This is a genomic window from Microbispora hainanensis, assembly GCF_036186745.1.
Taxonomy (GTDB): domain Bacteria; phylum Actinomycetota; class Actinomycetes; order Streptosporangiales; family Streptosporangiaceae; genus Microbispora.
The window spans coordinates 827,051-851,926 of sequence record NZ_CP108086.1; the positions used below are offsets into that span (position 1 = coordinate 827,051).

Consider the following 24,876-nt stretch of genomic DNA (forward strand, 5'->3'; position numbering starts at 1 on the left):
CTCCCCTCAACGTAATTCAGCAGATCAGGCTTTTCTCATCCGGGAGACCAGCCCGGTGTCATAGTTCCCGCTCACGAACTCGGGATGGTCGAGCAACTCGGCGCAGAACGGCAGGTTGTTCTTCGGGCCCTCGACACGGAACGCGGCGACGGCCTCCCGGCCCCGCTCCAGCGCCTCCTCGCGGGTGGCGCCGACGACACAGAGCTTGGCCATCAGCGGATCGTAGAACGGCGTGACGGTGTTGCCCGCCGCGTATCCCGAGTCGATGCGCACTCCCTCACCTGCCGGCTCCTCCCAAACGCCGATCTTGCCAGGACCCGGCAGGAACCTGCGGGGGTCCTCGGCGTAGACGCGGAACTCTATCGCGTGGCCGTTAACGCGAGGTTCCAGGGAGTAGGTCTCGCCGGCCGCGATCCGGATCTGGTGCTCCACGAGGTCGAGACCGGTGACCAGTTCGGTGACGGGGTGCTCCACCTGGAGCCGGGTGTTCATCTCCAGGAAGACGAAGTCCTGGGCGTCCGCGTCCACCAGGCACTCCACCGTGCCCGCGCCGCGGTAGGCCACGGCCTCTCCCGCCCGTACGGCCGCCGCGAGCATCCGCTCGCGCAGCTCGGGGGACACGCCGGGGGACGGGCTCTCCTCCACGACCTTCTGGTGACGCCGCTGGACGGAGCAGTCACGCTCGCCCAGGGCGACCACGGTGCCGTCGGCGAGACCGAGGATCTGCACCTCGACGTGCCTGGCCCGCTCGATGTAGCGCTCGAGCAGGATGGCCGGCTCACCGCCGAAACGGGCCGCCGCCCGGGTGGCCTGCTCGAACGCCTTGGCCAGCGACTCGGCGTCGCGCGCCACGCCCATGCCGATCCCGCCGCCCCCGCCGGCCGCCTTCACCATCACGGGGAACCCGATCTCCTCGGCGGCCCGCTCGGCCTGCGCGAGGTCGGAGACCGGCTCCCTGGTGCCGGCGGCGACCGGCACGCCCGCGGACTCCATCAGGTTGCGGGCGTTGATCTTGTCGCCCATCCGCTCGATGGCCTTCGGGTCCGGGCCGATCCAGGCGAGACCGGCGTCGATCACCGCACGGGCGAACGCGGCGTTCTCCGCGAGGAACCCGTATCCGGGGTGAATCGCCTGCGCTCCCGTCGTACGGGCGGCCTGGAGGACCTTGTCGACGTCGAGGTAGCTCTGGGCCGGGTTCGCGGGGCCGAGCAGCACGGCGTCGTCGGCCTCACGCACGAACGGCAGGTCGGCGTCCGCCTCGGAGTGGACCGCGATGGCGCGCAGCCCCATACCCCGCACCGTACGGATGATCCGGCGGGCGATTTCACCACGATTGGCGACGAGAACTGAGTCGAACACGCACCCAACTCTAGGGTGATCCCCCGCTCCGTCCCCCCGCCCCTTCCGACTGAACGCGGGGGCCGAATCTGTAGGGTCGCCACAACAACGACGGGCCCGGCGTGCCGTTGGAGACGTTCCGATGCTACGTCTGCTACAAGCGTGTGACGAGCACGAGCCGGTCGACGACGCGCGCCATCGCCTCCACCACGCCGGGGTCGTAGGCCGTTCCCCCGTCGAGGCGCAGCCGCTCCAGCGCCGCCGCCGCGCGGTCCCTGTCGGTCGATCCGCCCACGAGGTCGTCGTACGCGTTGGCGGCCTTGATGATGCGGCTGGCGATGGGCGGCGACTCGCCGAGGGTCTCGCACTGCCGCCTGACGATCTCCGCGACGCTGTGGAGGACGCCGGTCTTCCTGATCACCTCGGCGCCCAGCTCGGCGATCTGCCGCGCCTGCGCGGGGTCGGCCAGCACGGTCGCGCCTCCGGGGATGGGGTCGCGCAGCGACAACTGGCCGATGTCGTGCATGAGCGCGGCGTATTCCAGCTCCAGCAACTGCGGCTCGGCCATGCCCAGCTCCCGGCCGATGGCCACGGAAAGCTGGCTGACGCGGCGCGAGTGGCCCGGCTCGACATAGCCGCCGACCTCGGTGACCCGGCTCAGCGCGCGCACGGTCTGCAGGTAGGTCGCCCGGATGCCGGCGTACTTGCGGAACGCCACCTGCGTGACGAGGAGCGGCGCGGCGAACGCGGGCAGCGCGGTCATGTCCATGCTGTGCGAGGCGAGCGCGAGCAGGATGCCCGAGGCCGCGACGGCGGCGCCGAGCGGCGCGCCCATCCTGATCTCGTCCCGTACGGCCACGCCGAACGCGGTCCTGACCTGGTCGGCACGGAGCATGGCCGCGATCACCACGTCGGCCGCGAGCATGACCGTGACGAGCACGGCCATCACGCCGAGCGCAGGCCACCAGTTGCCGTGCCGGTCGGTGTCCCGCGCGAGCTCCCCCAGCGGGCCGCTGAGCGGCCGGTAGGCGAAGGCGAGCAACGACCCGGCGAGCAGCCGCCGGGCCATCGCGTCGAGACGCGGCGGCCTGCCGACCGCCAGATGCGGCAGCCCGCCCGCGATCATGCCGACCGCCATCACCGCCACGACCTGCAGGGCCGAGTGGTTCGCCGGCCGGCCGCCGACGTCGAGCAGCAGGGCGTATCCGAGGGAGGCGGCGGTGGAGATCGGGGCGACCTCGCGGTTGCCCGGCATCGTGAGCCGGGCCAGCTCTCCGGCCGCGATGAGCGCGCCGAAGCCGATGGCGACCCGCGCGTCGGTCAGGCCCACCGCGGCGGTGTGGGCGATCCCGGCCACGGTCAGCATCCCGGCGGCGCAGATGAGCAGGAGCTGGCCGGAGTCGAGCCCCACCGGCCTGGCCGTCAGCCGACGCTCTCTCACCGCTCCGACACCACCTGGATGGGCGTCGTCGGGTCGTCGTGGTCCTTCACGGTGGTCTCCACGGCGGTGTCGTCCATGGGTGCGGGCACCGGCTGCGCCAGGTCCCAGCCGTGCCGGTCGAGCGCCTTGACGAACGCGCACACCATGTCGGGGTCGAACTGGGTCCCGGCGTTCTTGCGCAGCTCCGCCACCGCGAACTCGATCGACTTGGCCTTGCGATAGGAGCGGTCGGAGGTCATGGAGTCGAACGCGTCGGCCACCGCGATGATCCGGGCGAACTCGGGGATCTCCGAGCCGGCCAGGCCCATCGGATAGCCCTTGCCGTCATGTCGTTCATGGTGGTGCATGATCCCGGCGAACGCCTCGTCGAGGAAGTCGATGCCCCGCACGATCTCCAGCCCGCGCATCGGGTGAAGCTGGATCGCGGCGTACTCCTCCTCGGTCAGGCGGCCGTCCTTCTGCAGCACCTTGGTCGGCACGCCGAGTTTGCCCACGTCGTGGAGCATGCCCGCGTATCGGATCGCGCGCAGCCGCTCGGTGCCCATCCCGATCTCCTCGGCGATCATGGACGACGCCGCGGAGACCCGCGTGCAGTGCCCGCGCGTGTAGTAGTCCTTGGTCTCCACCGCCTGGCACAGCGCCGCGATGGTCGCGTCGTATGCCCGCTGCTCGGCGTGGTAGTGCCCCAGCGCCCACCGGGCCACGAACAGCGGCAGCAGCACGAGCACGGCCGAGATCGACTGCACCGTCGACCACAGGGCCGCGATCAGCAGGCCGAAGGTGGCGAAGCCGACGTAGGAGCCAAGGAACTGCACCGTCGCGCGGAACGACACCTGGTCTCTGTGCACCCCCGACGCCAGCCGCAAAATGACCGCGGTCAGTGCGAAGTTGACGGCCACGAAGACCATCGCCGCCGCGGCGTACGGCACGAGGATGCCCGGGAAGTCGGAAGGCTCGGGCAGCGCGGCCCGTCCCCCCGCGCTCTCGTAAGCCCACCCGGCGGCGTACCCGCACAGGGCGTACTGCGCGCCGTTGAACAGCCGTTTCACCATCGGCAGGCCGGGGCGCACGCTCACGACGGCGGCCAGCCCCACCAGCGCCGCGCCCACCGGGCCGACCAGCACCACGGCGGCCAGCGCGGCGGAGAAGCTCACCGACATCGCGACGTTCGGCACGTTGAGCAGCGTCGGCACCGACTCGCAGAGCAGGAAGAGCAGCGCCAGAACGAGAAGCGCCGACCAGTCCTCCGCCACGAGCCCGTGATGCGAGAGGAGACCGCGCGTGATCACCAGACCCGCGGTTCCGACGAGTGCGACGAAGTAGACCCTGGCGGGCCACGGCAGTTCCCGCATGGCGGCCACCTTGACTGCGGTTCGGACCCGTGGGCCGGTCCTGCCGGACCGGCCCACGGGCAGTGACTACGTCCAGGAGATCCCCGGGGTGCCGGCCGCGAGACCGGCCAGAGCCACCACCGGAGTGAGCAGCGCCAGCGCCACTATCAGCCTGACGACGGTCTTCCCAAGCATTGCGCCGCCTCCACGTCGATGTCGCACTCAGGCTACAGAAGGGCCGACCGCCACTCCGGGATGTCGCGACCATCGCAGCCAAACCGTAACCAAGCCATCACACCGCGTGCAATTGCACCGGTATGTCGGTGCCGTTTCAGGGGGTCAACCGGGCCATCAGCCTATGGACGCCGCATCCGCCACGTGCCCTCCCGGTAGGCGGTGGTCAGGGCCTTCCCGACGTACGAGCGGGTCCGGACCGTGCCGTTCGTCGTCGTGACGCAGGAGTTCGCCTCCTCGGCGCTGCCCACCCACAGCGCCGAGCCGTCGGCGTACGCGAACCGGACCAGGTAGTTCGTCATCGGCCCGCCCATCTGCGTGCACACACCATCGGCCCTGCCGGTGGTCACCGGCAGGTACGCGAGGTCGCGGGCCATCACCGCCGCCTGGTCCGTCAGCGTCCGCGACCCGCCGAGCCGTTCGCCGCCCGGGTCGGTGTTGACGCCGGGATAGGCGCAGATCAGCGCGCGAACCGGCGCGCCGGGCACCAGCGACTCGTCCGCGCCGTCCACGTCCACGGCGTCCGGCACCCAGGCGCCGATGCCCTCCCCGCCCCAGCGCTGCGGGCACGCGTCGGGCACCGCCTTCGGCTCCGGAGCGCACCCGGCCAGTACGGCTCCCGCGCACAGGGCGGCGGCCATGAAGATCGAACGCACACGCATACGGATCAGACGTCCCGTCATGCCCGGCCGGTTCACCGCCGGTGGTGGCCGAAGCCGGTCAGACGAGCGCCTGGCGGGCCCATTCGACGGTGGCCTTGAGGCCCGTGGGCAGGTCGTGCCGGGGACGCCAGCCGAGGGCCTCGTACGCCGGAGCGGGATCGACGGCCATCGCGGGCAGGTCGCCCAGGCGAGGCGGCTCGAAGCCCGGCTCGTCGGGCGCACCGGCCGCCGCGGCGATCAGGCGGTGCAACTCGCGGTCGGTGGTCTGGACGCCGGTGCCGAGGTTGACCCGGCGCCCGTCGCCCCGGGGCCCGCAGGCGCGGGCGAAGCCGTCCACCACGTCCTCCACGAAGACGTAGTCGCGCGTCTGGGAGCCGTCGCCGAACACGACCGTCGGCTTTCCCGCGAGCAGGGCGTCGGTGAAGATGGCGACCACCCCGGCCTCGCCCTCGGGCGACTGGCGCGGCCCGTAGACGTTCGACAGCACGAGCGTGGTGTATTCGAGCCCGTACAGCGCCCGATAGGTGGCGAGGTACAGCTCACCGCCGAGCTTGGAGGCGGCGTACGGCGAGCGGGGATCGGTGTGGGCGTCGCCGGGCACCGGGATCACGGCCGGCCTGCCGTAGACGGCGACGGAGGAGGCGTAGACGATCTTGCGAGCGCCGGCGCGGCGGGCGGCCTCCAGGACGTTCACCGTGCCCTCGATGTTGACCCTGGCGTCGGTCACCGGGTCGGCCACGCTCCTGCGCACGCTGATCTGCGCGGCGAGGTGACAGACGACCTCCGGCCGCCAGCGCTCCGCGAGCTCGGCGAGCGCGGGGTCGCGCACGTCCATGACGTGCAGGGGGGCGTCGGGGTTGCGCACGTTGCCGGACGACAGGTCGTCCACCACCGCGACCTCGTGGCCGTCCGCCAACAGCCGATCGACGAGGGTGGAACCGATGAACCCCGCCCCGCCCGTGACCAGTGCCCGCATGTCCCCGTCCTTCCCCCGGCTGTAACGGAAGATCCTAACGAGCATTGCCCCGGCACGGCCCGGTCACGCCCCCACGGTGGAGGCACGCCCGGCGGCGGCAGGGCACGGCGCGAAGACGCGCGGCCTCAGCCTCCCACAATCGGCGGACGAGCCCCGGACCGGTCCTGGACTACTCCGCCATCTGGGCGCGTACCTGCTCGATCCGGGTGAGCACCTTGCTGCGCAGGTCGTGCGGGACGGGGTCGCACCCGCAGTGCTTGGCGACGAGCCGCTTGACGGCCTCCTCGAGCCCGTACTCCTCCAGGCAGGGAGAGCACTCGTCGAGATGCTGCCTGATCTTGGCGATGCGGTCGCTGTCCAGCTCACCGTCCAGGTAGGTGTACACCCGGTCGAGCACCTCGCTACACGGGGTGTCGTGGTGTTTCCCGCAGCTCATCGCTCCTCCTCGCCAAGCGTCCCGCCGAGACCCGCGCCGCGGGAGTCCGACCGCACGAGGCCGCGCTCGCGCGCGTAGTCCTCAAGCTGGTTGCGCAGCTGCCGGCGGCCACGGTGAAGGCGCGACATCACGGTCCCGATGGGCGTGCCCATGATGTCGGCGATCTCCTTGTACGGGAAGCCCTCGACGTCCGCCAAATAGACGGCGATGCGGAACTCCTCGGGGAGCGCGGCGAGAGCGTCCTTCACGTCACTGTCGGGAAGGTGCTCCAGCGCCTCGATCTCGGCCGACTTCAGCCCGCTCGACGTGTGCGACTCCGCCCGCGCGAGCTGCCAGTCCTCGATCTCCTCGGTGCCCGCCTGCTTGGGCTCCCGCTGCTTCTTCCGGTAGCTGTTGATGAACGTGTTGGTGAGGATGCGGTAGAGCCAGGCCTTGAGGTTCGTCCCCTCCTGGAACTGGTGGAAGGAGGCGAACGCCTTGGCGAAGGTCTCCTGGAGAAGATCCTCCGCATCCGCTGCGTTTCGGGTCATCCGGAGCGCGGCCGAGTAGAGCTGATCGAGAAACGGCATGACGTCGCGCTCGAACCGCTCACTGCGCTGCTCCAGAGTCTCCTCGGCTGTCTTGGAGACCGGACCCACCCCCTTCAGGACACCGTACCCAGCCGAGGATACCGGCCCGGCAACGTCGAGCCCGTCGAGGCCTTCTGGCAGCACCAACGTCTTCATGCACAACTGCAACAGGGCGGGCGTAGAGTCTGTTCCCGGTGCAGATTGAGGTGACGAACGACCCGGTGCGGGGAAAAAAGTAAGCACCGGCTTGGTAGCCCGGAAACCGAGTTTCGCTGCCGCACGCCCATGCGCGGGGCAGCCAGAGTCCAGGAGTCGCTCGTGCTGCCTATACCGGCCAACGAACTCAACGGCTCGGGCACGCTCGGACCGTACTGGACCTTTTATCATGCGGTGGTCGCCGAACAGCTGCGCCAGTGGTTGCCCGGCCGTCCGTCTCTGCTGCTGGATCTGTCCGGCGGACGGGGGCGGTGGCCGGCCCAGGCCGCGCGCGGCGGACACCGGGTGATCGAGGTCATGGACTTCCGCAGGCCGGCGGAACCGTGGTTGCGTGACGCCTCCGAGCGAATACAGAAGGTGCGCGCCGACAACCTGGGCTTCCTGCCCGACGGCAGCGTGGACGGCGTGATCGCCGAGGAGCGCGCGCTGTCGGTCGAGATCATGGCCGAGTCCGTCATCGAGGACGTGGCCCGGGTGCTGCGGCCCGGCGGGCGCGCGCTGCTGTGCGTCGACTCACTGGTCCTCGGCATGGCGATCCTGGCCGAGCAGAACTACTGGGCGCACCTGTGCCAGACGGGCGAGGTCATGCTCATCCCCTGGCCCGACGGCAGCATCACCCGATGCTTCACCAGCCAGCAGATCCGCGAGCTGATCACCGGCGCCGGCCTGGAGGTGGAGTGGGTGCGCCCGCGCACCGTGCTGTCCCCCTCCACCGTCGACCACGTGCTGAGCGGCGAGAGCAAGTCGCTGTCCTGGCTGGTCCGCACCGAGCTGGAGACCCAGGCCGACGGCGACGACACCGTCGGCATCCACCTGGTGGCCAGCGCCCGCAAGCCCCTGTGAACGCCCGCCCGGACGCCCGCCCGGGCGGGTGTCCGGGAGAGCGTCCGGGCGTTGTCCTGGCCGTGTTCGGGCAGGCGCCGGCCGGTCACCGGCGGCGCTCGGCCCGCGACTGGCACTGCACGCAGCGGGCCGCCTCGGGGCGGGCCTCCAGCCTGCCCTCGGGCACGAGCGTGCCGCAGTCGACGCAGCGGCCGTAGCCGCCGTCGTCCAGCCTGCGCAGCGCGGCCAGCACGGCCGTACGCTGCCGGGAGGCGGCGTCGAGCATGGCCCGGGTCCGGTCGGCGTCGGTGAGGTCGGCTCCCGCGTCGGCGAGCGATCTGTCGTGTCCGGCGGCCGGATCCCCACGCAGCACGCTGATCGACCGGTCGAGCTCGGCGAGCATGCTTTCCAGGCGCATACGCGCGGTCGCGACGTCCACGAATCCGCACCTCCGGGAGTGGGGGAGTCACCCGTCCAGGAGCCCCCGGTCTCCTGGAAGGTCCGCGGCCGATCACCTTCCGTGCGGCCGCTTTCTCGAACGGATGCCCACTTCGCGCGCCGCTTACACCCCTGACCTGCCCACCGTCCGCCGGCGCGGGTAGGGGTCGTACGTCAGAACAGGCGCGGGACGTCGTCGCCTTCGAGGGGCTCGATCAGCTCGGGACCGTTGTGGCGGACGCTGTTCACGGCGTCGGAGACGGCGTACGCCTCCAGCCGGTCCGGGCCGGCCGGGACGAGCAGGCCGGTGGGGTCGGTCACGCGCGGGTCGAGCCACTCCGTCCAGCGGTCGCGCTCGACCATCATCGGCATCCGGTCGTGGATGCGGCCCAGCTTGTCCGTCGCCGTGGTGGTGATCACCGTGCAGGTGCACAGCCACTTCAGCGGGTCGTCGTCCGGCCGGGTGGGGTCCTTCCAGAACTCGTACAGGCCCGCCATCGCGAGCACGCCGCCGTCGGCGGGGTGGATGAAGAACGGCTGCTTCTTCTTCCCTTCCAGCGGCATCCACTCGTAGTAGCCGTCCGCCGGGATCAGGCAGCGCCGCGACTTCAGCGCCCTGCGGTAGGACGGCTTCTCCGCCACGGTCTCCACCCTGGCGTTGATCATCCGCGCGCCCACGGACGGGTCCTTGGCCCAGCTCGGCACGAGCCCCCACCGGACCACCCGGAGCTGCCTGACCGGCTCGTCGCCCGGGCGCTTGCCGCCGTCGTCCTTCGGCACCCGGCTCATGACCGCGTACACGTTCTTCGTGGGCGCGACGTTGTAGTCGGGCCGCAGCTCGCCGCCGGGCACCTGGTCGGGCACCCCGTCCAGCTCGACCTGGAACTCCTCCAGCAACTCCTGCTTCTTGCGCGCAGACGCGTACCTCCCGCACATGCTCCCAAGACTGCCACTCGGGCGGGCCGCCCGCGCTCTCGCGACAGTGCGGAGGAGCGTGCGCGACTAAGCTTGCGGCATGGCCTCTCCGCAGTCCGCGTCCGGCGGCGCCGAGCCGCACGCCGTCCACCAGAACGCCGCCGCGCCGCTCTGGCCCGCTCCGGTGGCCGCCGAGCCGGTCCGTGCGACGGTCCGCCTGCCCGGCTCGAAGTCGGTGACAAACCGGGCGCTGCTGCTCGCCGCGCTGGCCGACGCCCCCGGCACCGTACGGCTCGCGCTGCGCAGCCGCGACGCCGACCTGATGGCGGCCGCGCTGCGCTCGCTCGGCGCCGAGATGACGCCGTCCAACGAGAGCGCCGACAGCGTGGACTGGTCGGTGACCCCACATCCCGTACGCGGCGGGGCATCGGTGGACGTCGGGCTGGCCGGGACCGTGATGCGGTTCGTGCCCCCGGTCGCCGCGCTGGCCGACGGGCCGGTCTTCTTCGACGGCGACGAGCACGCGCGCAAGCGGCCGATGGGCCCGATCCTGGGCGCGCTGCGCGCGCTCGGCGCGTCGGTGGACAACGACGCGCTGCCGTTCACGATCCGCGGGCCGATCCCCGGCGGCGAGGTCACCCTCGACGCGTCGTCCTCCTCGCAGATGGTCAGCGGCCTGCTGCTGGCCGCCGCGCGCTTCGAGAAGGGCGTGACGGTGCGGCACGACGGCCCGCCCGTCCCGTCGATGCCGCACATCGAGATGACCGTGCAGATGCTGCGTCAGGCCGGGGTCGAGGTGGACGACTCCGAGCGCGACGTGTGGCGGGTGCAGCCCGGCCCGATCCGGGCCAGGGACGTCACGGTCGAGCCCGACCTGTCGAACGCCGCTCCCTTCCTCGCGGCGGCCCTGGTCACCGGCGGCTCGGTCATCGTGCCCGACTGGCCGGAGGAGACGACGCAGGGCGGCGACGCGCTTCGCGGGCTGCTCGCCGAGATGGGCGCACGGGTCGAGCGGGTGCCGGAGGGCCTGCGGGTCACCGGCGAGGGCGGGGTGCACGGCATCGACGCCGACCTGCACGACGTCAGCGAGCTCACCCCCACGATCGCCGCGCTCGCCGCGCTGGCCGACGGCCCGTCCCGCATCCGCGGTGTGGCGCACATCCGGGGGCACGAGACCGACCGGATCACCGCCCTCGCCACGGAGATCAACCGGCTGGGCGGCGACGCCCGGGAGACCGACGACGGCCTGGAGATCCACCCCCGGCCGCTGAGCGGCGGCGTCTTCCACTCCTACGCCGACCACCGCATGGCCACGGCGGGCGCGGTCATCGGCCTGGTCGTGCCGGGCGTCGAGGTCGAGGACATCGCGACGACGGCCAAGACACTGCCCGAGTTCCCCCGCATGTGGGCCACGATGCTGGGCGGCGCACCGGGCGAGGAGACGGCAATGAACCGCGGGCCGATGCCTGCCGGGCGATCGGGGCGCGGGCACTGAGAAAGCGGCAATACGACGAGGACGACGTCAGGGTCCGGCCGGGCAAGGGCTCACGGCCGCGGACCCGGATCCGGCCTGCCCACAGCGAGGCCGTCGAGGGCTTCGTGGTGGCCGTCGACCGCGGGCGTTACACCTGCCTGGTCGGCGAGGGCGTCCCCCGCGCCACGACGCCGAAGAAGCGGCGGGGCGAGCGCACCCTCGTCGTGGCCATGAAGGCACGTGAACTCGGCCGCAAGGGCATCGTGGTGGGCGACCGCGTGGCGCTGGTGGGCGACGTGACCGGGCAGCCCGACACGCTGGCGCGCATCGTCCGCGTGGAGGAGCGCACCTCGATGCTGCGCCGCAGCGCCGACGACGTGGACGACATCGAGCGCCCCATCGTCGCCAACGCCGACCAGCTGGTCATCGTCACCGCGCTCGCCGATCCCCCGCCGCGCCCCCGGATGATCGACCGGATGCTCGTCGCGGCCTACGACGCCGACATCGAGCCGCTGCTCTGTCTCACCAAGGCCGATCTGGCCCCCGCCGACGACCTCGTCGCGATGTACGAGCCCCTCGGCGTGCCGTACGTGGTCGTGCGCAAGGGCGGCCCGGTCGACGACCTGGCCGAGGCGCTCGCCGACCGGATCAGCGTGCTGGTCGGCCACTCCGGGGTCGGCAAGTCGACCCTGGTCAACGAGCTGGTGCCGCACGCCCGCCGGGCCGTGTCCCACGTGAACGCCGTGACCGGCCGCGGCAGGCACACCTCCACCTCGGCGGTCGCCCTGGAGCTGCCGGGAGGCGGCTGGATCATCGACACCCCCGGGGTGCGCAGCTTCGGGCTCGCCCACATCTCGGTGGAGACCGTGCTCGCCGCCTTCCCCGACCTGGTGGACGCCACGACCGAATGCCCCAAGGGCTGCACCCACCTCGGCGACGACGACTGCGCTCTCGACCGCTACGTCGCGGAGGGGCACGCGGATCCCGCACGCCTGGAGTCCCTGCGGCGGCTGCTCGCCAGCCGCGAGGGCTCCGCCGACGACGACTAGCGACGACTAAGCGCTGAAGGCGAGCATCACGGCGAGTGCTCCGAGCATGCTGCCCATGGCGATCCGCTGGGCGCGCAGCCACGCAGGCCGGTGCCCCAGGAATCCCGCGACGCTTCCGGCGGCCAGCACGATCGAAAGGTTCACCGTCGCGGCCACCGCGATCTGGAAAAGGCCGAGAACGACGCCCTGAGCCAGCACGTTCCCCGCCCGGATATCGACGAACTGCGGAATCACGGAGATGTACAGAATGGCGATCTTCGGATTGAGCAGGTTCGTCATCAGTCCCATGGCGAAAAGCCGCGGCGGCGGGTCGTGCGGCACGTCGCGCACGGTGAACACCGAGGCGCCGCCGGGCCTGATCGTCTTCCACGCCAGCCACATCAGGTAGGCCGCTCCGGCCAGCCGTATCGCCGTGAGAAGCTGCGGGGCCGCGACGAACAGCGCGGCCAGGCCGAGATTCGTCGCCGTCAGATAGACGAGGAATCCCGCGACCACTCCGCTCAGTGAAATCACCCCGGCGCGGCGCCCCTGGCTGATGCTCCGCGACACGAGATACATCATGTTCGGGCCCGGAGAAAGCACCATTCCGAGCGCCACGGACACGACGCCCAGCACCGCGTGCGATTCGACCACGACGCCGCCCTTTCCTTTCAGGTCCTCTCAGCTCCTCTTCGTGCCGGTCCGGACGGCCTCATCAGGCTAATTCATGCCGAATAGTCAGTGCAATATTCAATATTGCTCTCGGAGCAATATTGTGTTTGGATCCCGTGGCAAGGAGAGGGGGCGGTGGTGGAGGACTACGCGGTGGTGGAGGACTATCGTGCGCTGGCCGACGAGATCGCCGCGGACATCGCGGCCGGACGGCTCAGGCCGGGAGACCGGCTGCCTCCGCAGCGGGACTACGCCCGGCGGCGCGGCATCGCCGGCTCCACGGCGGCACGCGTCTACGCGGAGCTGACCCGCCGCGGCCTCACGGTCGGCGAGATCGGCCGCGGCACCTTCGTACGCGCCTCCGCCCGGCGGCCCGGCACCGCCCTGGCCGAGCCGAGCGGCACCAGGATCGACCTCGAACTCAACCATTCCGTCATCCCCGAGCAGGCCCGCCTGCTCGCTGACGGCATCAGGCCACTCCTGCGCCCCGACGTGCTGGAGGAGTCCATGCGGCCGGTGGGCGCGGCGGGCACTCCCCACGCCCGCGAGGCCGTCGCCGGCCTGCTCGCCCGGGCCGGCTGGCGACCCGACCCGGCGCGGGTGCTCTTCGCCGGCAACGGCCGCCAGGCGATCGCGGCCGTCATCGCCGCGCTGGTCCCGCCGGGTGCGCGGCTGGGCGTCGAGGAGCTCACCTACCCGGTCGTGAAGACGATCGCCGCCCGGCTCGGGGTCACCCTCGCGCCCCTGCCGGTCGACGAGGCGGGCCTGGTGCCCGAGGCGGTGGAGGCCGCCGCCCGCAAGGCCCCGCTCCGCGCGGTCTACCTCCAGCCCACGCTGCACAACCCCTTGTCGTTCACCATGCCGGTCGGGCGCCGCGCCGAGCTCGCGGGCGTGCTCGCGCGGCTGGACGTGCCCGCGATCGAGGACGGCATCTGGTCGTTCCTCCGGGACGAGCCGCTCCCGCTGGCCGCAGTCGCGCCCGAGCGCACGATCCTCGTCGACAGCCTCTCCAAACGACTCGCGCCCGGGCTGACCATCGGATTCGCCGTCGTGCCCGAGACCGTCATGCCCGCCATGACCGCGGCGCTGCATTCGGGAGGCTCCGCGCCGCCGCGGTTCGCGCTGGAGGCGGCGGTGCGGCTCGCCGGTGACGGCATCCTGGAATCGCTGAGCCGGGGCAAACGGCGGGACGCCGAGGCCCGCCAGGAGATCGCGATGCGCCACCTGGGCGAGTTCGCCGTCCGGGGGGATCCGCGGTCCTACTTCTGCTGGTGGGAGCTTCCGCCGCCGTGGCGGGCCGACACGTTCGTGGCCGCCGCCGCCCGGCACGGCATCGCCGTCACACCGGCGGCGGCCTTCGCCGTCGGCGACAACCGCACCCCCAACGCCGTACGGCTCGGCCTGGCCTCGCCCCCGGCCGAGACGCTGGCACGCGCCCTGGGCACGCTCGCCGGGATCGCCCGGTCCGCGCCGGACGACCTGCTGGCCGAGTGAGGGATCAGGCCGTGCGGTTGGGGCGCAGGGTCCAGGAGACGGTCGTCTCCGCCACGACGACGTCGTCGGCGTTGCGGATCTCGACGGCCACCTCGAACTCGGGCCGCTCCCCCGCGTCCAGCCGGGCGACGACCGCCTCCCGCTCGGCCCGGAGGGTGGCGGCGGCGGTGACCTCGCCCATCGCGAGCTTGCGATAGCCGATCCTCGCCTCGGTCGCCAGCGGCACGGCCCGGGAGAGCTGGTCGCCGAAGACCGACAGCATGGCCGCGCCCGAGGCGGACTCGGCCAGCGTGAACAGGGCGCCTGCGTGCGGGCCGCCCACGTGGTTGTGCAGGTCTCCCCGGTCGGCCAGGCGGGCGACCGCCGTGCCGGAGCCGATCGAGTCGAACGTGATGCCGAGCAGCCGCGCGAACGGAACGCTGTCGAGCATGAAGGCGCCGATGTCCATGGCCGGGATGTTACTCGTTGGTACGGTTCGGAGTGATTCTTCCTCTGATGTCAGCAGGTCGCGGCACGATACGTTGGCCCTGTGACGGAGTACCGCGACGACCTGCACCTCGCGCATCTGCTGGCGGACGCCGCCGACGACATCACGATGCGCCGTTTCAAGGCCGTGGACCTCAAGGTCGACACCAAGCCCGACCTCACCCCGGTCAGCGACGCCGACCGGGCCGTGGAAGAGGCGATCCGCGGCACGCTGCGCCGTGCCAGGCCCCGCGACGCCGTCGTGGGCGAGGAGTTCGGGATGACCGGATATGGCATGCGCTCCTGGATCATCGATCCGATCGACGGCACGAAGAACTACGTACGCGGAGTGCCCGTGTGGGCCACGCTGATCGCGCTGATGGAGCATGGCAAGGTCGTCGTGGGCGTGGTCTCGGCCCCGGCGCTCGGCCGCCGCTGGTGGGCCGCCAAGGAGAGCGGCGCGTGGACCGGACGGAGCCTGAGCAAGGCCACCCGCTGCGAGGTGTCCTCGGTCGGCCGCCTCGACGACGCCTCCTTCTCCTTCTCCGACCTGGAGGAATGGGAGAAGGCCGGGCGGCTCGACCCGTTCCTCGACCTCACGAGGGAGTGCTGGCGCACACGTGGCTACGGCGACTTCTGGTCGCACATGATGGTCGCCGAGGGCTCGGTGGACATCTCCGCCGAGCCCGAGCTGTCCCCCTGGGACATGGCCGCTCTCACGATCATCGTCGAGGAGGCCGGCGGCTCCTGCACCTCGCTCGACGGCTCCCCGCCCCTCGACGGCGGCAACCTCGTCTGCACCAACGGCCTGCTCCACGGCGAGGTCCTCAAGCGCCTGTCCCCCCGCTGAGCCGTTTCCCGGCCTGCCGGATCCTTTCGCACCTCTTTGGGCAGTTCCGCCGTCGCCATGTCAGTTCCGGCGGGACTGCCCAAAAAAAATGCCTTTATAACAGGATATTTCAATGTAAACGGTGGTGAATTCCGGCCGGCTCGGCGCGAATTCGTGTTCCTCTTGTGACACCCGTACGGCCAACCGGCTTCTCGTGGATGGCGTCGAAATACCGGACGCGTAAGCGGCCTTTCCCAGCCCACGAATGGATAGAGCCGGAACACCGACGATGAGCGCACCAGCCAAGCCCAGAAAAGCGCAGGACGACCAGGGCGACAAGGAGCGGACGAACGCCCGGAAAATAGCGTGGATCAGCGGCATCCTGACCTTCGCCGGCACGCTCATCACCGCCGGGTCGGCGGTGGCGGTCGCCGTCATCACCTCCCCCGACACAGTGCGGGACGTCGTCGGCGACAGGATCGCGGTGACCCACACGGCCACGGCGACGGTCACCGCCACGGTCACTGTCAGCCCGCCGCCCCCTTCCTCGCAGGTGAACGCCACGGACGTCGCCACAGGAGCGAACGCCGCGACGTCCCTGGCCCGGCCGGACGCCGTCGACGTCGAGGGCTGCGGCCCGCCCGGAGGGTTCACCAACGACTGGCTCGACCGCTCGGTCGCCCTCGCGGGCTCGGACGAGCAGTTCAACGCCATAACGTGCCGCGTCGAAAAATCAGGCGCCGTGACCGGATATATCGATTACGTGGTGCCGCAGAACGCGACCACGTTCACCGCGAAAGCAGGAATCGACCGGGCGTCGCCCAACACGTCCGCGAGGGTACGGTTCTCCGTCGTCGACCTTTCCGACAACCTGCTCGCCCAACAGGTGGCGACGTATACGAACGCGGCGAGCATCACCGCCCGGGTCTCGGGAGTGCCGCGAATCCGCCTCAAGATGACGGTCGTCAAGAGCAGCGGCGTCTCCGGCTCCAACTTTTTCCGGTCCGCATGGATAAATCCCGCCTTCGGCTGAAAAAATCCCCTATGGCTGTCACAGCGCGAGGACGTCACCCGCGGCGGTGAGGAGGCTGCCGCGGTACGCCTCTCCGAACAGGCAGACGTGGACGGCGAGCGGGTGGAGCTGATGCAGGGGCACCCGCTCACGCCACCCGTCCGATAGCGGCGCCGCCTCGCGATAGGCGGCGAGGATCGTGTTTAGGTGCGGCGCCCCGAACAACGCCAGCATCGCGAGGTCGGTCTCCCGGTGGCCACCATGGGCGGCCGGGTCGACCAGCACGACCCCGTCCGCCGACCACAGCAGGTTTCCGCTCCACAGGTCGCCGTGGATCCGGCTCGGCGGCTCGGCCGGCCCGGCGATCTCCGCCACTCGCTCGCACGCCTCCTCGACCAGCTCCACGTCCGCGGCCGACAGCGCGCCCCGGTCGCGCGCGAGCCGTACGAACGGGAGCACGCGGCGCGAGACGTAGAACGACGGCCAGTCGGGCGCGGGCTCGTTGCCCATCGGCAGCTCGGCGATGTAGCCGGGCCAGGGGGCGCCGAAGCCGTCCGCCCCGGCGGCGTGCAGGGCGGCCAGCTCACGCCCGAATCGTTCGGCGGCCCCGGCCGTCGCGGGAGCGGTGTCGATCCACTCCAGCACCAGCGTGCCGCCGTCCGCGGCGATCACCTCGGGGACGACGACCGCTCCCGGCTCGGCCAGCCAGTGCAGCCCCGCCGCCTCGCTGCCGAGAACGGCGGACGCGTCCGGGCTTCTTTTGACGAACACCCTGCGGCCGTCGTCGAGCACGCCCTCGTGCAGCGTCCAGGCGTGGCCGCCGCCGAGATCCCTAGTGATCCTCAAGGTGCTTCGCCACCCCCTCGCAGGCGGCCTCGACCATCCGCAGCACCTCGACGAAGCCCTCGCGTCCGCCGTAGTAGGGGTCGGGCACCTCGGCGCCCTCGGGGGCGGCCGGGTCGAACGACCGCAGCAGCCGGATGTCGGCATCCGGCGGGGCGATCCGCCGCAGGGCACGCAGGTTGTCGTGGTCCATCACGAGGATCAGGTCACGCTCGGCGAACCACGCCCGGTCGAACTGGCGGGCCCGGTGGGACGAGCCGTCATAGCCGTGGTCGGCCAGCGTGGCCAGAGCCCGCTCGTCCATGGGCTCCCCGGCGTGCCAGCCGCCGGTGCCGGCGCTGTCCACCTCCGCGTCGAGCCCGCGTTCGGCCAGCGTACGGCGCAGCACGACCTCGGCCATCGGCGATCGGCAGATGTTCCCCATGCAGACCAGACATACACGCTTCATGAACTCCATCCTCTCCCATAACGCCCGTGACCTGCTCGTTATCTCTTCCGAGGCCGCACAAGAGCGACCGGGGGCGTTCACTGCCCGTTCACCTTTACCAGGGGTTTAAGTCACCTTGGCTCCCTACCGTCCCTCGTGTTGAGAAGACATGGGGAGGAAGACCGTGAAGTATGCAGGCCGGCTCGCCGCCGCCACTATCGTCGGCGTGCTCTCGCTCGCCGCATGCGGGACCGATGACAACACGAGCACCGCGGGGGGCACCTCCAGCGCCGCCGCCGCGCAGGGCGACGACACGCTGAAGGGCACCATCAACGCCGCCGGTTCCTCGGCCCAGGCGAACGCCATCGCGGAGTGGAAGAAGAACTTCCAGTCGTCGAACCCCGGCGTCAGCATCAACTACAACCCGAGCGGCTCCGGCGCCGGTGTCCAGGCGTTCATCCAGGGCACGGTGGCCTTCGCCGGCTCCGACTCGGCCCTGAACGACGAGAAGGGCGAGCCCGCCCAGGCCGACGCCCGCTGCAAGACCGGCAAGGCGATCAACCTGCCGATGGTGACCGGCCCGGTGGCCGTCGTTTACAACCTGCCGGGCGTGGACGGTCTCCAGCTCTCGCCGAAGACCATCGCCGGCATCTTCAACAGCAAGATCACCAAGTGGGACGACCCGGCCATCAAGGCCGACAACCCCGACGCCCAGCTGCCCTCGACCCCGATCCAGGCGTTCCACCGCTCGGACGAGTCCGGCACCAGCGACAACTTCACCAAGTTCCTGAAGGCCACCGCCGACGCCGGCTGGCCGTACGAGCCGGCCAAGGCGTGGCCGGCCGAGGCGCAGGGCCAGGGCGCCAAGGGCTCGGACGGCATCGCGTCCAGCATCAAGAGCACCGAGGGCGCGATCAGCTACGTCGAGCTGTCCTTCGCCGAGAACTCGCAGCTGCAGAAGGCCAAGGTCGCCAACGGCGCCGGCGAGTACGTCGAGCTCACGCCGGAGAGCGCGGGCAAGACCGTCGAGGCCGCCGAGATCGCGGGCACCGGCAACGACCTCAAACTCAAGATCGACTACGCCACCAAGGCCGCGGGCGCCTACCCGATCGTCCTCGTGACGTACGAGATCACCTGCGAGAAGGGCCTGTCGGCCGAGGACGCGACGCTGGTCAAGTCGTTCCTCACCTACACCTCCAGCGACGAGGGCCAGCAGGCGCTGACCGGCCTCGGCTACGCCCCGCTGCCGTCGAGCCTGCTCACGAAGGTCCGCACCGCTGTCGAGGCGATCTCCTAACAGATGGCGACATCAACCAGAAGCAGGAAGAGCGGGCCGGCCATGCGCCGGTCCGCCTTCCGGCGCAGCCGCGGTGACGGTCCGTTCCGCTTCGCCTCGACCGGGGCCGGGATCGTCCTTCTGGCGATCATGGCCGCGATCGGGGTGTTCCTGGTCGTCAAGGCCGTCCCCGCCCTTCAGGCGAACACGTCCCACTTCCTCACCGAGCTGACCTGGCAGCCGAACGCCACCCAGCCCGTCTTCGGCATCGGAGCGCTCGCCTTCGGCACCGTGCTGAGCTCGCTGCTCGCGCTGCTCATCGCCACCCCGGTGGCGGTGGGCGTCGCGTTGTTCATCTCGCACTACGCGCCGCGGCGGCTCGCCTCCGTCCTGGGCTACGTGGTGGACCTCCTCGCGGCGGTCCCCAGCGTGGTGTACGGCCTGTGGGGCGTCACCTTCCTCGTGCCGTTCATGCTCGGCCCGTCGAAGTTCCTCAACGACTACCTCGGCTGGTTCCCGCTCTTCGGCGGTGACACCGCGGTCGGCAAGAGCATGCTCACGGCGTCGCTCGTACTCGCGATCATGATCCTGCCGATCATCGCCGCGATCTCCCGCGAGGTCTTCCTGCAGGCCCCCAAGATGCAGGAAGAGGCGGCGCTCGCGCTCGGCGCGACGCGCTGGGAGATGATCAGGATGTCGGTCCTGCCGTTCGGCCGGCCCGGCGTCATCAGCGCCGCCATGCTCGGCCTCGGCCGCGCGATGGGCGAGACGATCGCGGTCGCGCTCATCTTCCCCGCCACGTTCAAGATCTCGTTCCAGATCCTCGGCCCGACCGGCAACAGCATCGCCGCCAACATCGCCAACGGCTTCGGCGAGGCGACCGAAGTGGGTCGCGGCGCGCTGATCGCCTCGGGTCTCGTCCTGTTCCTCATCACCCTGCTGGTGAACATGGCCGCCCGATTCGTCATCGCCCGCCGCAAGGAGTACGCGAGGGCCGCAGCGTGACAACCGTACAGACCGGAATCCAGCCCATCTCCGCGGCCCGGCGGGCCAAGGACCGCCTCGTCCAGGTGCTCGTCTACCTGGCGTTCGCGCTCGCGGTCATCCCGCTGCTGTCGGTGCTGTGGCTCGTCGTCAAGAACGGCATCGGCCGCTTCGACCTGGAGTTCCTCACCCACTCCATGCGCAACATCGGGGCGCGCGACGCGGGCGGCGGCGCCTACCACGCCATCGTCGGCACCCTCGAACAGGTCCTGCTGGCCTCGCTCATCGCGGTCCCGATCGGCCTGCTCACCGCCGTCTACCTCGTCGAGTACGGCGAAGGCGGACGGCTCTCGCGCACGATCAGCTTCTTCGTGGACGTCATGACCGGCGTCCCTTCCGTCGTTTCCGGACTCTTCGTCCTGGCCTTCTGGATCCTCGTGCTCGGCATGCCGTTCTCCGGCTTCGCCGGCGCGCTCGCCCTGTCGATCCTGATGATGCCGGTCGTGGTCAGGTCGGCCGAGGAGATGCTCCGCCTGGTCCCCCGGGAGCTGCGCGAGGCGTCGTACGCGCTGGGCGTGCCCAAGTGGCGCACCATCGTCAAGGTCGTGCTGCCCACGGCCTTCACCGGGATCGTGACCGGCGTCATGCTGGCCGTGGCCCGCGTCGCCGGCGAGACCGCGCCGCTGCTGCTGACCGTGTTCATCACCGACTCCATCAACGTCGACCCGTTCGACGGTCCCCAGATGGGGCTTCCGCTGTACGTCTTCGATCAGGCCGGCCGTCCGACGGACACCGCGATCAACCGGGCCTGGACCGGCGCGCTCACGCTGATCCTGATCGTCATGCTGCTCAACCTGGTCGCACGCCTCATCACCTGGTGGCGTTCGCCCGCGAGGAGGAGGTAAGGAATGGCCAAGCAGATCGAAGTCGCGGGACTCGACGCGTACTACGGCTCGCACAAGGCGATCGAAGGCATCTCGATGACGATCGAGCCGCGGTCGGTGACGGCCTTCATCGGCCCCTCCGGCTGCGGCAAGTCGACGTTCCTGCGGACCCTCAACCGGATGCACGAGGTCATCCCCGGCGCCCGGGTCGAGGGCAAGGTGCGCCTGGAGGAGCAGGACCTGTACGGCGCGGACGTCGACCCGGTGTCGGTCCGCCGCACCATCGGCATGGTGTTCCAGCGGCCGAACCCCTTCCCCACGATGTCCATCTTCGACAACGTGGCGGCGGGCCTGCGGCTCAACGGCCGCTATTCGCGGTCCGAGCTGGAGGGCATCGTCGAGGAGTCGCTCAAGGGCGCCAACCTCTGGAACGAGGTCAAGGACCGGCTGAACAAGCCGGGCGCGGGCCTGTCCGGCGGCCAGCAGCAGCGGCTGTGCATCGCCCGCGCGATCGCCGTACGCCCGCAGGTGCTGCTCATGGACGAGCCGTGCTCCGCGCTCGACCCCATCTCGACGCTGGCGATCGAGGACCTGATCTCCCAGCTCAAGCAGGACTACACGATCGTGATCGTGACGCACAACATGCAGCAGGCCGCCCGCGTCAGCGACAAGACCGCGTTCTTCAATCTGGCCGCGCAGGGGCAGCCCGGCAAGCTCGTCGAGATGGACGAGACCTCGAAGATCTTCACCAACCCGGCCGAGAAGGCGACCGAGGACTACATCACGGGCCGCTTCGGCTGACGACCGCTTCAGGCTGACAGCATTGGAGGGACCTGGGTGACGGCACCCGCAGTGGAGGGGGACACTCGGACGGCGCCCATGCTCCTGGTGGCCGATCCGGACGCGGGTCTGGTGCGGCAGCTCTCGGCGGCGATGCAGGCCGAGGGCGTCGACGTCACCGGCGTGCCGGACGGCGCCCAGGCGCTGTTGCAGGCCGGTGCGCTCCGGCCCGACGCCGTGCTGGTCTCCGCCTCCCTTCCCATCGTCGGCCCCGTCGAGTTCGTCCGAGCCGTACGGCTCATGCGCGCCGTGCCCGTCCTGCTCGGCATCGACTTCGGGAGCGACGCCGAGCAGGCACTGCAGGCCCTGGAGGCGGGCGCGACGGCCTGCGTGGCCCGGCCATACCGCGTGCCCGAGCTGCTCCCGCTCGTCCAGGCGGCCTTCCGCCGGCAGGACGGCCACCGCACCGTGCTGACGATCGGCGACGTGGAGCTCGACGTGACGGCCTATCAGGTGAAGGTCGGCGGCCGCGTCGTGCACTTGCCACTGCGCGAGTTCGAGCTGCTGCACTATCTGATGCGCAACGCCGACAGGACGGTCACCCGCGAGCAGATCATGCGCCACGTCTGGCACTCGTCCGACGGGACCTCCACCAACACCATCGCCGTCCACGTCAAACGCCTGCGCGCGCGGCTGGGCGACGTGGACGACACGATGATCCAGACCGTCCGAGGAGTCGGATACCGGCTGGTCAGCGGCTGACCTCACCGGGGCAGGCGGCCGCCGGGAAGGGACGATCGCGGGGGAGGGGTGGCTGCCGGGAAAGGGGTCCGCCGGGCCGTGCCAAAAGCCGTCCGGTCGGCGCTCACATCCGGGATCTCAGCGCGTCGACCTCACAGCCCGGCGCGAACGGGTCGAAGCCGTGCTCGACCAGCCAGCGAATATTCGACAGGCTTCGCAGCGACCACCACGCGCGGATCACGTCCAGGTCGACGTCAGTGCCGTAGCCGGCGACGACCTCGCCGAGATGCTCCTCGTGTCCGAGCGTCAAGGTGGCCAGGTCGTACAGGGCATCACCCTGGCCCGCCTCGGACCAGTCGATGATGCCCGCGATCCCGTCGCCGTCGACGAACACGTGATCCACCTGTAGGTCGCCGTGCGTGAAAACCGGTGTCCACGGCCGGAAGGCGGCCTCGGCGACCTCGCGGTTGCGGGCGACCAGGTCGGCGGGCAGGACGCCGTTCATCACGAGCCACCCGCACTCGACGTCGAGATCGGCCGCCAGCTCGTCGGAGCCCCGGCCCGCCCGGCCGACCCTGGGCGGCAACGGCGCGTCATGCAACCTCCGTACGGCGGCGCCCGCCGCGGCCCACGCCGCCGGGGACGCGGTCGACGGCTCACCGAGGCGGCCGAGCGCCGTCCCCGGGACCGCGGCGAGCGCGAGCACCGGCGGCTTGTGCCACAGGACCTCCGGGGTCGGGACCGGCACCAGGGCCATCGCCTCGACCTCGGCGTCGATGCGCGCCCGATCGGCGTCCACCTTCAGGAACACGTCACCGACGCGCAGCGTCGCGCGCTCGGAATGGGCGACGACCACTTTGACCGCATCGTTGACCTCATCCATCAGCGACCAGTATCCCGGGGGTGATCGTCGACGTCACCGGGTCGATCCCGTGCGATCGCGCGGTGTCAGGAGCCCTCAGGCGAAGGTATGGCCGAGGTGGGCCAGACCGGCGTCCGCATACGGTCTGATGCCCGTGCGCAGGCCGTACGCGATGTCCTCCAGCAGCGCGCACCGGGCGTAGAAGACGGCCCGCTCGTGGCCCGTGTCGTCGTGGCTGCCCTCGTAGTGCGCCAGCGTCCGCTCGTAGATCTCGGGTCCGAGGTCCCGGAAGACCAGCGCCAGGTCGTACGCGGGATCGGCGATGGCCGCGTCCGTCCAGTCGATGACGCCCGTCAGGGCGCTCGCCTCCACGTCCACCAGCAGGTGCTCGCTGCCCAGGTCGTTGTGGCAGAACGTCAAGGTCTCCTGGTCCGGGTCCGGGGGCGACTCGGCGGCGAGGAACTTCTCGATCTGCCGCCGGGCGGTCGGCGGCACCTGGGCGACGATGTCCCGGTAGTGCCCTTCGGCCTCCTCCCGGAGCTCGCTCAGCGGATAGATGTCCCGCGGCACGAACGCCTCCATCCGCTCCACCGGTGCCGTGTGGAGCCGGCTCAGGAAGTCGCCCAGCGGAGCCGCAAGACACGCGGGCTCTTTGACCGGGTGAAAGTTCAGCGGACGGCCGGGCAACTTGCGATACGCGAATACGCCTGCCTCCTCGTCCACGAACATCGGCCGCGGCACCGGCAGCGGCGACAGGTCGCTCACGACCATGAGCAACGCCGCTTCCCGCTCGACCGCCTCACGGCGTTCATCGGGAGCCTCGGCCTTGCTCTGTCGTATGACCAGCTCACCATTGACCTCGTACACCGCGTTGTCCTGTCCCTCGCCCAGTCGTTCGACGGTTCTGACCTCGTAGCCGGACAGATGGCGGTTCAGCAGCCGGATGATGTGCTCGGTCACCTCCGGGACCCTAACCGAGATGCCGTTGGGTCGAGGGCGGTTGGGGTGCGAACGGGAGGAATCGAGAGATCACGTGGATATCGGACGCCGCGTGGACTTCGGACGTCACGTGGGCTTGGGAGGCCACGTGGACTTCGGACGCCACGTGGACTTGGGAGGCCACATGGACTTGGGACGCCACGTGGACTTGGGACGCCACGTGGACTTGGGACGGGTGCCGGACCGGTCACTTGGGACGTCACTGCGCCGGCCGGAAGCTCCGGTCCTCGCGAAGCCCGCTCCGCTGGGCCTTCGCTGCGGTCCTCACTCCCGCCCGCTCCGCTCCTCCCCCACTCCCGCTCGCGCCCCGGCCGGCCAACACACCCTGGACATGCGAAATGCGAAAGCCCCGGCCATACCCGGCCGGGGCCACCACACCACCCACCACACCCACACCCACCGCCCACACGCAGGAACAGGCAGCGGAAACCAACACCCAGCAACCCGCCGGGGAACACACCCCAGGAACAACCCCGGAAACAAACCCGCGAAAAAGAAAGGTGCCCGAAAATGCGGAAGGGCCACCCCACAAGGGATGGCCCAACCACATATCAAAGATTGTCCGGCGGTGTCCTACTCTCCCACACCGTCCCCGGTGCAGTACCATCGGCGCTGACAGGCTTAACTTCCGGGTTCGGAATGTAACCGGGTGTTTCCCTGCCGCTATGACCGCCGTAACCCCACGAAACACACAACCTAGTGGTTGCTGTCTCTGAGATCACATAGTG

General features: G+C 70.6%; 26 protein-coding genes and 1 rRNA gene. 11 read left to right on the forward strand and 16 right to left on the reverse strand.

Annotation, left to right across the window (positions count from 1 at the left end):
• Positions 1 to 24 precede the first annotated feature (24 nt).
• The 7 genes from OHB01_RS03740 to OHB01_RS03770 form a co-directional block, all read right to left on the reverse strand.
• The gene (locus tag OHB01_RS03740; RefSeq protein ID WP_142651249.1) at positions 25 to 1,359 is read right to left on the reverse strand and encodes an acetyl-CoA carboxylase biotin carboxylase subunit; all 1,335 of its coding nucleotides are present in this window, start codon (positions 1,357 to 1,359) and stop codon (positions 25 to 27) included.
• Between the two features lie 133 nt (positions 1,360 to 1,492).
• The gene (locus OHB01_RS03745; RefSeq protein WP_260617498.1) at positions 1,493 to 2,779 is read right to left on the reverse strand and encodes an HD-GYP domain-containing protein; all 1,287 of its coding nucleotides are present in this window, start codon (positions 2,777 to 2,779) and stop codon (positions 1,493 to 1,495) included.
• On the reverse strand, positions 2,776 to 4,131 hold the full coding sequence (locus tag OHB01_RS03750; RefSeq protein WP_142651248.1) for an HD-GYP domain-containing protein: 1,356 nt from the start codon (positions 4,129 to 4,131) through the stop codon (positions 2,776 to 2,778). The genes OHB01_RS03745 and OHB01_RS03750 overlap by 4 nt, the downstream gene beginning before the upstream one ends.
• A 335-nt stretch (positions 4,132 to 4,466) precedes the next feature.
• Positions 4,467 to 5,006 (reverse strand): hypothetical protein, encoded by a 540-nt coding sequence (locus OHB01_RS03755; protein ID WP_328854930.1) that lies wholly within the window; start codon positions 5,004 to 5,006, stop codon positions 4,467 to 4,469.
• 58 nt (positions 5,007 to 5,064) lie between these two features.
• A complete protein-coding gene (locus OHB01_RS03760) occupies positions 5,065 to 5,982 on the reverse strand; it encodes an NAD-dependent epimerase/dehydratase family protein (protein ID WP_142651247.1) in 918 nt (305 codons plus the stop codon).
• A gap of 169 nt (positions 5,983 to 6,151) precedes the next feature.
• Entirely contained in the window at positions 6,152 to 6,418 is a 267-nt protein-coding gene (rsrA, locus tag OHB01_RS03765; RefSeq protein WP_142651246.1) for a mycothiol system anti-sigma-R factor, read from the reverse strand.
• Complete coding sequence (locus tag OHB01_RS03770; RefSeq protein ID WP_079316278.1) at positions 6,415 to 7,056, reverse strand: sigma-70 family RNA polymerase sigma factor; 642 nt, start codon at positions 7,054 to 7,056, stop codon at positions 6,415 to 6,417. Before OHB01_RS03770 ends, rsrA begins: the two co-directional genes overlap by 4 nt.
• Positions 7,057 to 7,305: 249 nt before the next feature.
• Between OHB01_RS03770 and OHB01_RS03775 the strand changes: the two genes are divergently transcribed.
• On the forward strand, positions 7,306 to 8,046 hold the full coding sequence (locus tag OHB01_RS03775) for a class I SAM-dependent methyltransferase (protein WP_142651245.1): 741 nt from the start codon (positions 7,306 to 7,308) through the stop codon (positions 8,044 to 8,046).
• 85 nt (positions 8,047 to 8,131) lie between these two features.
• Here OHB01_RS03775 and OHB01_RS03780 read toward each other — a convergent pair whose 3' ends face one another.
• Together OHB01_RS03780 and OHB01_RS03785 are read right to left on the reverse strand one after the other, a co-directional pair.
• Positions 8,132 to 8,464 carry a TraR/DksA family transcriptional regulator gene (locus OHB01_RS03780; RefSeq protein ID WP_142651244.1) on the reverse strand — a complete coding sequence of 111 codons (333 nt, stop codon included), beginning with the start codon at positions 8,462 to 8,464 and terminating at the stop codon, positions 8,132 to 8,134.
• A gap of 173 nt (positions 8,465 to 8,637) precedes the next feature.
• Positions 8,638 to 9,399 (reverse strand): SOS response-associated peptidase, encoded by a 762-nt coding sequence (locus OHB01_RS03785; RefSeq protein WP_328854931.1) that lies wholly within the window; start codon positions 9,397 to 9,399, stop codon positions 8,638 to 8,640.
• Between the two features lie 79 nt (positions 9,400 to 9,478).
• On the opposite strand from OHB01_RS03785, the gene aroA reads away from it, so the two are divergent.
• Both aroA and rsgA read left to right on the forward strand, forming a co-directional pair.
• Positions 9,479 to 10,873 (forward strand): 3-phosphoshikimate 1-carboxyvinyltransferase, encoded by a 1,395-nt coding sequence (gene aroA / locus OHB01_RS03790; protein WP_328854932.1) that lies wholly within the window; start codon positions 9,479 to 9,481, stop codon positions 10,871 to 10,873.
• Positions 10,870 to 11,901, forward strand: a complete 1,032-nt coding sequence (rsgA, locus tag OHB01_RS03795; protein WP_142651241.1) for a ribosome small subunit-dependent GTPase A — start codon at positions 10,870 to 10,872, stop codon at positions 11,899 to 11,901. Before aroA ends, rsgA begins: the two co-directional genes overlap by 4 nt.
• A gap of 6 nt (positions 11,902 to 11,907) precedes the next feature.
• On the opposite strand, the gene OHB01_RS03800 is transcribed toward rsgA, so the two are convergent.
• Positions 11,908 to 12,534, reverse strand: a complete 627-nt coding sequence (locus OHB01_RS03800) for a LysE family translocator (protein ID WP_142651240.1) — start codon at positions 12,532 to 12,534, stop codon at positions 11,908 to 11,910.
• 153 nt (positions 12,535 to 12,687) lie between these two features.
• Here OHB01_RS03800 and OHB01_RS03805 point away from each other — a divergent pair, with 153 nt between their 5' ends.
• Complete coding sequence (locus tag OHB01_RS03805) at positions 12,688 to 14,046, forward strand: PLP-dependent aminotransferase family protein (RefSeq protein WP_328854933.1); 1,359 nt, start codon at positions 12,688 to 12,690, stop codon at positions 14,044 to 14,046.
• Between the two features lie 4 nt (positions 14,047 to 14,050).
• On the opposite strand, the gene OHB01_RS03810 is transcribed toward OHB01_RS03805, so the two are convergent.
• A complete protein-coding gene (locus OHB01_RS03810; protein ID WP_142651239.1) occupies positions 14,051 to 14,494 on the reverse strand; it encodes a DUF4442 domain-containing protein in 444 nt (147 codons plus the stop codon).
• Positions 14,495 to 14,575: 81 nt separating this feature from the next.
• Between OHB01_RS03810 and hisN the strand changes: the two genes are divergently transcribed.
• Positions 14,576 to 15,361 (forward strand): histidinol-phosphatase, encoded by a 786-nt coding sequence (gene hisN, locus OHB01_RS03815; protein WP_142651238.1) that lies wholly within the window; start codon positions 14,576 to 14,578, stop codon positions 15,359 to 15,361.
• A gap of 268 nt (positions 15,362 to 15,629) precedes the next feature.
• Complete coding sequence (locus tag OHB01_RS03820) at positions 15,630 to 16,373, forward strand: NPCBM/NEW2 domain-containing protein (protein ID WP_187280777.1); 744 nt, start codon at positions 15,630 to 15,632, stop codon at positions 16,371 to 16,373.
• 18 nt (positions 16,374 to 16,391) lie between these two features.
• Here the strand turns inward: OHB01_RS03820 and OHB01_RS03825 are convergent, their stop codons facing one another.
• Positions 16,392 to 17,198, reverse strand: coding sequence for a fructosamine kinase family protein (locus OHB01_RS03825; RefSeq protein WP_328854934.1), 807 nt, complete (start codon positions 17,196 to 17,198; stop codon positions 16,392 to 16,394).
• Positions 17,185 to 17,643 (reverse strand): low molecular weight protein-tyrosine-phosphatase, encoded by a 459-nt coding sequence (locus OHB01_RS03830; protein WP_142651235.1) that lies wholly within the window; start codon positions 17,641 to 17,643, stop codon positions 17,185 to 17,187. The genes OHB01_RS03825 and OHB01_RS03830 overlap by 14 nt, the downstream gene beginning before the upstream one ends.
• A 163-nt stretch (positions 17,644 to 17,806) precedes the next feature.
• On the opposite strand from OHB01_RS03830, the gene pstS reads away from it, so the two are divergent.
• The 5 genes from pstS to OHB01_RS03855 are packed head-to-tail and all read left to right on the forward strand — an operon-like array spanning position 17,807 to position 22,308.
• A complete protein-coding gene (gene pstS / locus OHB01_RS03835) occupies positions 17,807 to 18,919 on the forward strand; it encodes a phosphate ABC transporter substrate-binding protein PstS (protein WP_221890007.1) in 1,113 nt (370 codons plus the stop codon).
• Between the two features lie 3 nt (positions 18,920 to 18,922).
• Positions 18,923 to 19,903, forward strand: a complete 981-nt coding sequence (pstC, locus tag OHB01_RS03840) for a phosphate ABC transporter permease subunit PstC (RefSeq protein ID WP_328709234.1) — start codon at positions 18,923 to 18,925, stop codon at positions 19,901 to 19,903.
• Entirely contained in the window at positions 19,900 to 20,787 is an 888-nt protein-coding gene (pstA, locus tag OHB01_RS03845) for a phosphate ABC transporter permease PstA (protein WP_142651232.1), read from the forward strand. The genes pstC and pstA overlap by 4 nt, the downstream gene beginning before the upstream one ends.
• A gap of 3 nt (positions 20,788 to 20,790) precedes the next feature.
• Positions 20,791 to 21,567, forward strand: coding sequence for a phosphate ABC transporter ATP-binding protein PstB (pstB, locus tag OHB01_RS03850; protein WP_142651231.1), 777 nt, complete (start codon positions 20,791 to 20,793; stop codon positions 21,565 to 21,567).
• A 36-nt stretch (positions 21,568 to 21,603) separates the two neighbouring features.
• On the forward strand, positions 21,604 to 22,308 hold the full coding sequence (locus OHB01_RS03855) for a response regulator transcription factor (protein ID WP_260617496.1): 705 nt from the start codon (positions 21,604 to 21,606) through the stop codon (positions 22,306 to 22,308).
• A gap of 103 nt (positions 22,309 to 22,411) precedes the next feature.
• Here the strand turns inward: OHB01_RS03855 and OHB01_RS03860 are convergent, their stop codons facing one another.
• From OHB01_RS03860 to rrf, 3 genes are all read right to left on the reverse strand, one after another.
• A complete protein-coding gene (locus OHB01_RS03860) occupies positions 22,412 to 23,170 on the reverse strand; it encodes an aminoglycoside phosphotransferase family protein (RefSeq protein ID WP_328854936.1) in 759 nt (252 codons plus the stop codon).
• A 75-nt stretch (positions 23,171 to 23,245) separates the two neighbouring features.
• The gene (locus tag OHB01_RS03865) at positions 23,246 to 24,109 is read right to left on the reverse strand and encodes a phosphotransferase family protein (RefSeq protein ID WP_328709233.1); all 864 of its coding nucleotides are present in this window, start codon (positions 24,107 to 24,109) and stop codon (positions 23,246 to 23,248) included.
• Between the two features lie 599 nt (positions 24,110 to 24,708).
• Positions 24,709 to 24,825 (reverse strand): 5S ribosomal RNA (gene rrf / locus OHB01_RS03870).
• Positions 24,826 to 24,876: the final 51 nt, after the last annotated feature.

Bases quoted from the DNA above. Each gene is read 5' to 3' on its own strand.
- OHB01_RS03750 (WP_142651248.1), bottom strand. From the start codon at position 4,131: ATGCGGGAACTGCCGTGGCCCGCCAGGGTCTACTTCGTCGCACTCGTC.
- OHB01_RS03755 (WP_328854930.1), bottom strand. From the start codon at position 5,006: ATGCGTGTGCGTTCGATCTTCATGGCCGCCGCCCTGTGCGCGGGAGCC.
- OHB01_RS03820 (WP_187280777.1), top strand. From the start codon at position 15,630: ATGAGCGCACCAGCCAAGCCCAGAAAAGCGCAGGACGACCAGGGCGAC.
- OHB01_RS03760 (WP_142651247.1), bottom strand. From the start codon at position 5,982: ATGCGGGCACTGGTCACGGGCGGGGCGGGGTTCATCGGTTCCACCCTC.
- pstC (WP_328709234.1), top strand. From the start codon at position 18,923: ATGGCGACATCAACCAGAAGCAGGAAGAGCGGGCCGGCCATGCGCCGG.
- rsrA (WP_142651246.1), bottom strand. From the start codon at position 6,418: ATGAGCTGCGGGAAACACCACGACACCCCGTGTAGCGAGGTGCTCGAC.
- OHB01_RS03810 (WP_142651239.1), bottom strand. From the start codon at position 14,494: ATGGACATCGGCGCCTTCATGCTCGACAGCGTTCCGTTCGCGCGGCTG.
- OHB01_RS03860 (WP_328854936.1), bottom strand. From the start codon at position 23,170: ATGGATGAGGTCAACGATGCGGTCAAAGTGGTCGTCGCCCATTCCGAG.
- OHB01_RS03785 (WP_328854931.1), bottom strand. From the start codon at position 9,399: ATGTGCGGGAGGTACGCGTCTGCGCGCAAGAAGCAGGAGTTGCTGGAG.
- OHB01_RS03830 (WP_142651235.1), bottom strand. From the start codon at position 17,643: ATGAAGCGTGTATGTCTGGTCTGCATGGGGAACATCTGCCGATCGCCG.
- aroA (WP_328854932.1), top strand. From the start codon at position 9,479: ATGGCCTCTCCGCAGTCCGCGTCCGGCGGCGCCGAGCCGCACGCCGTC.
- pstB (WP_142651231.1), top strand. From the start codon at position 20,791: ATGGCCAAGCAGATCGAAGTCGCGGGACTCGACGCGTACTACGGCTCG.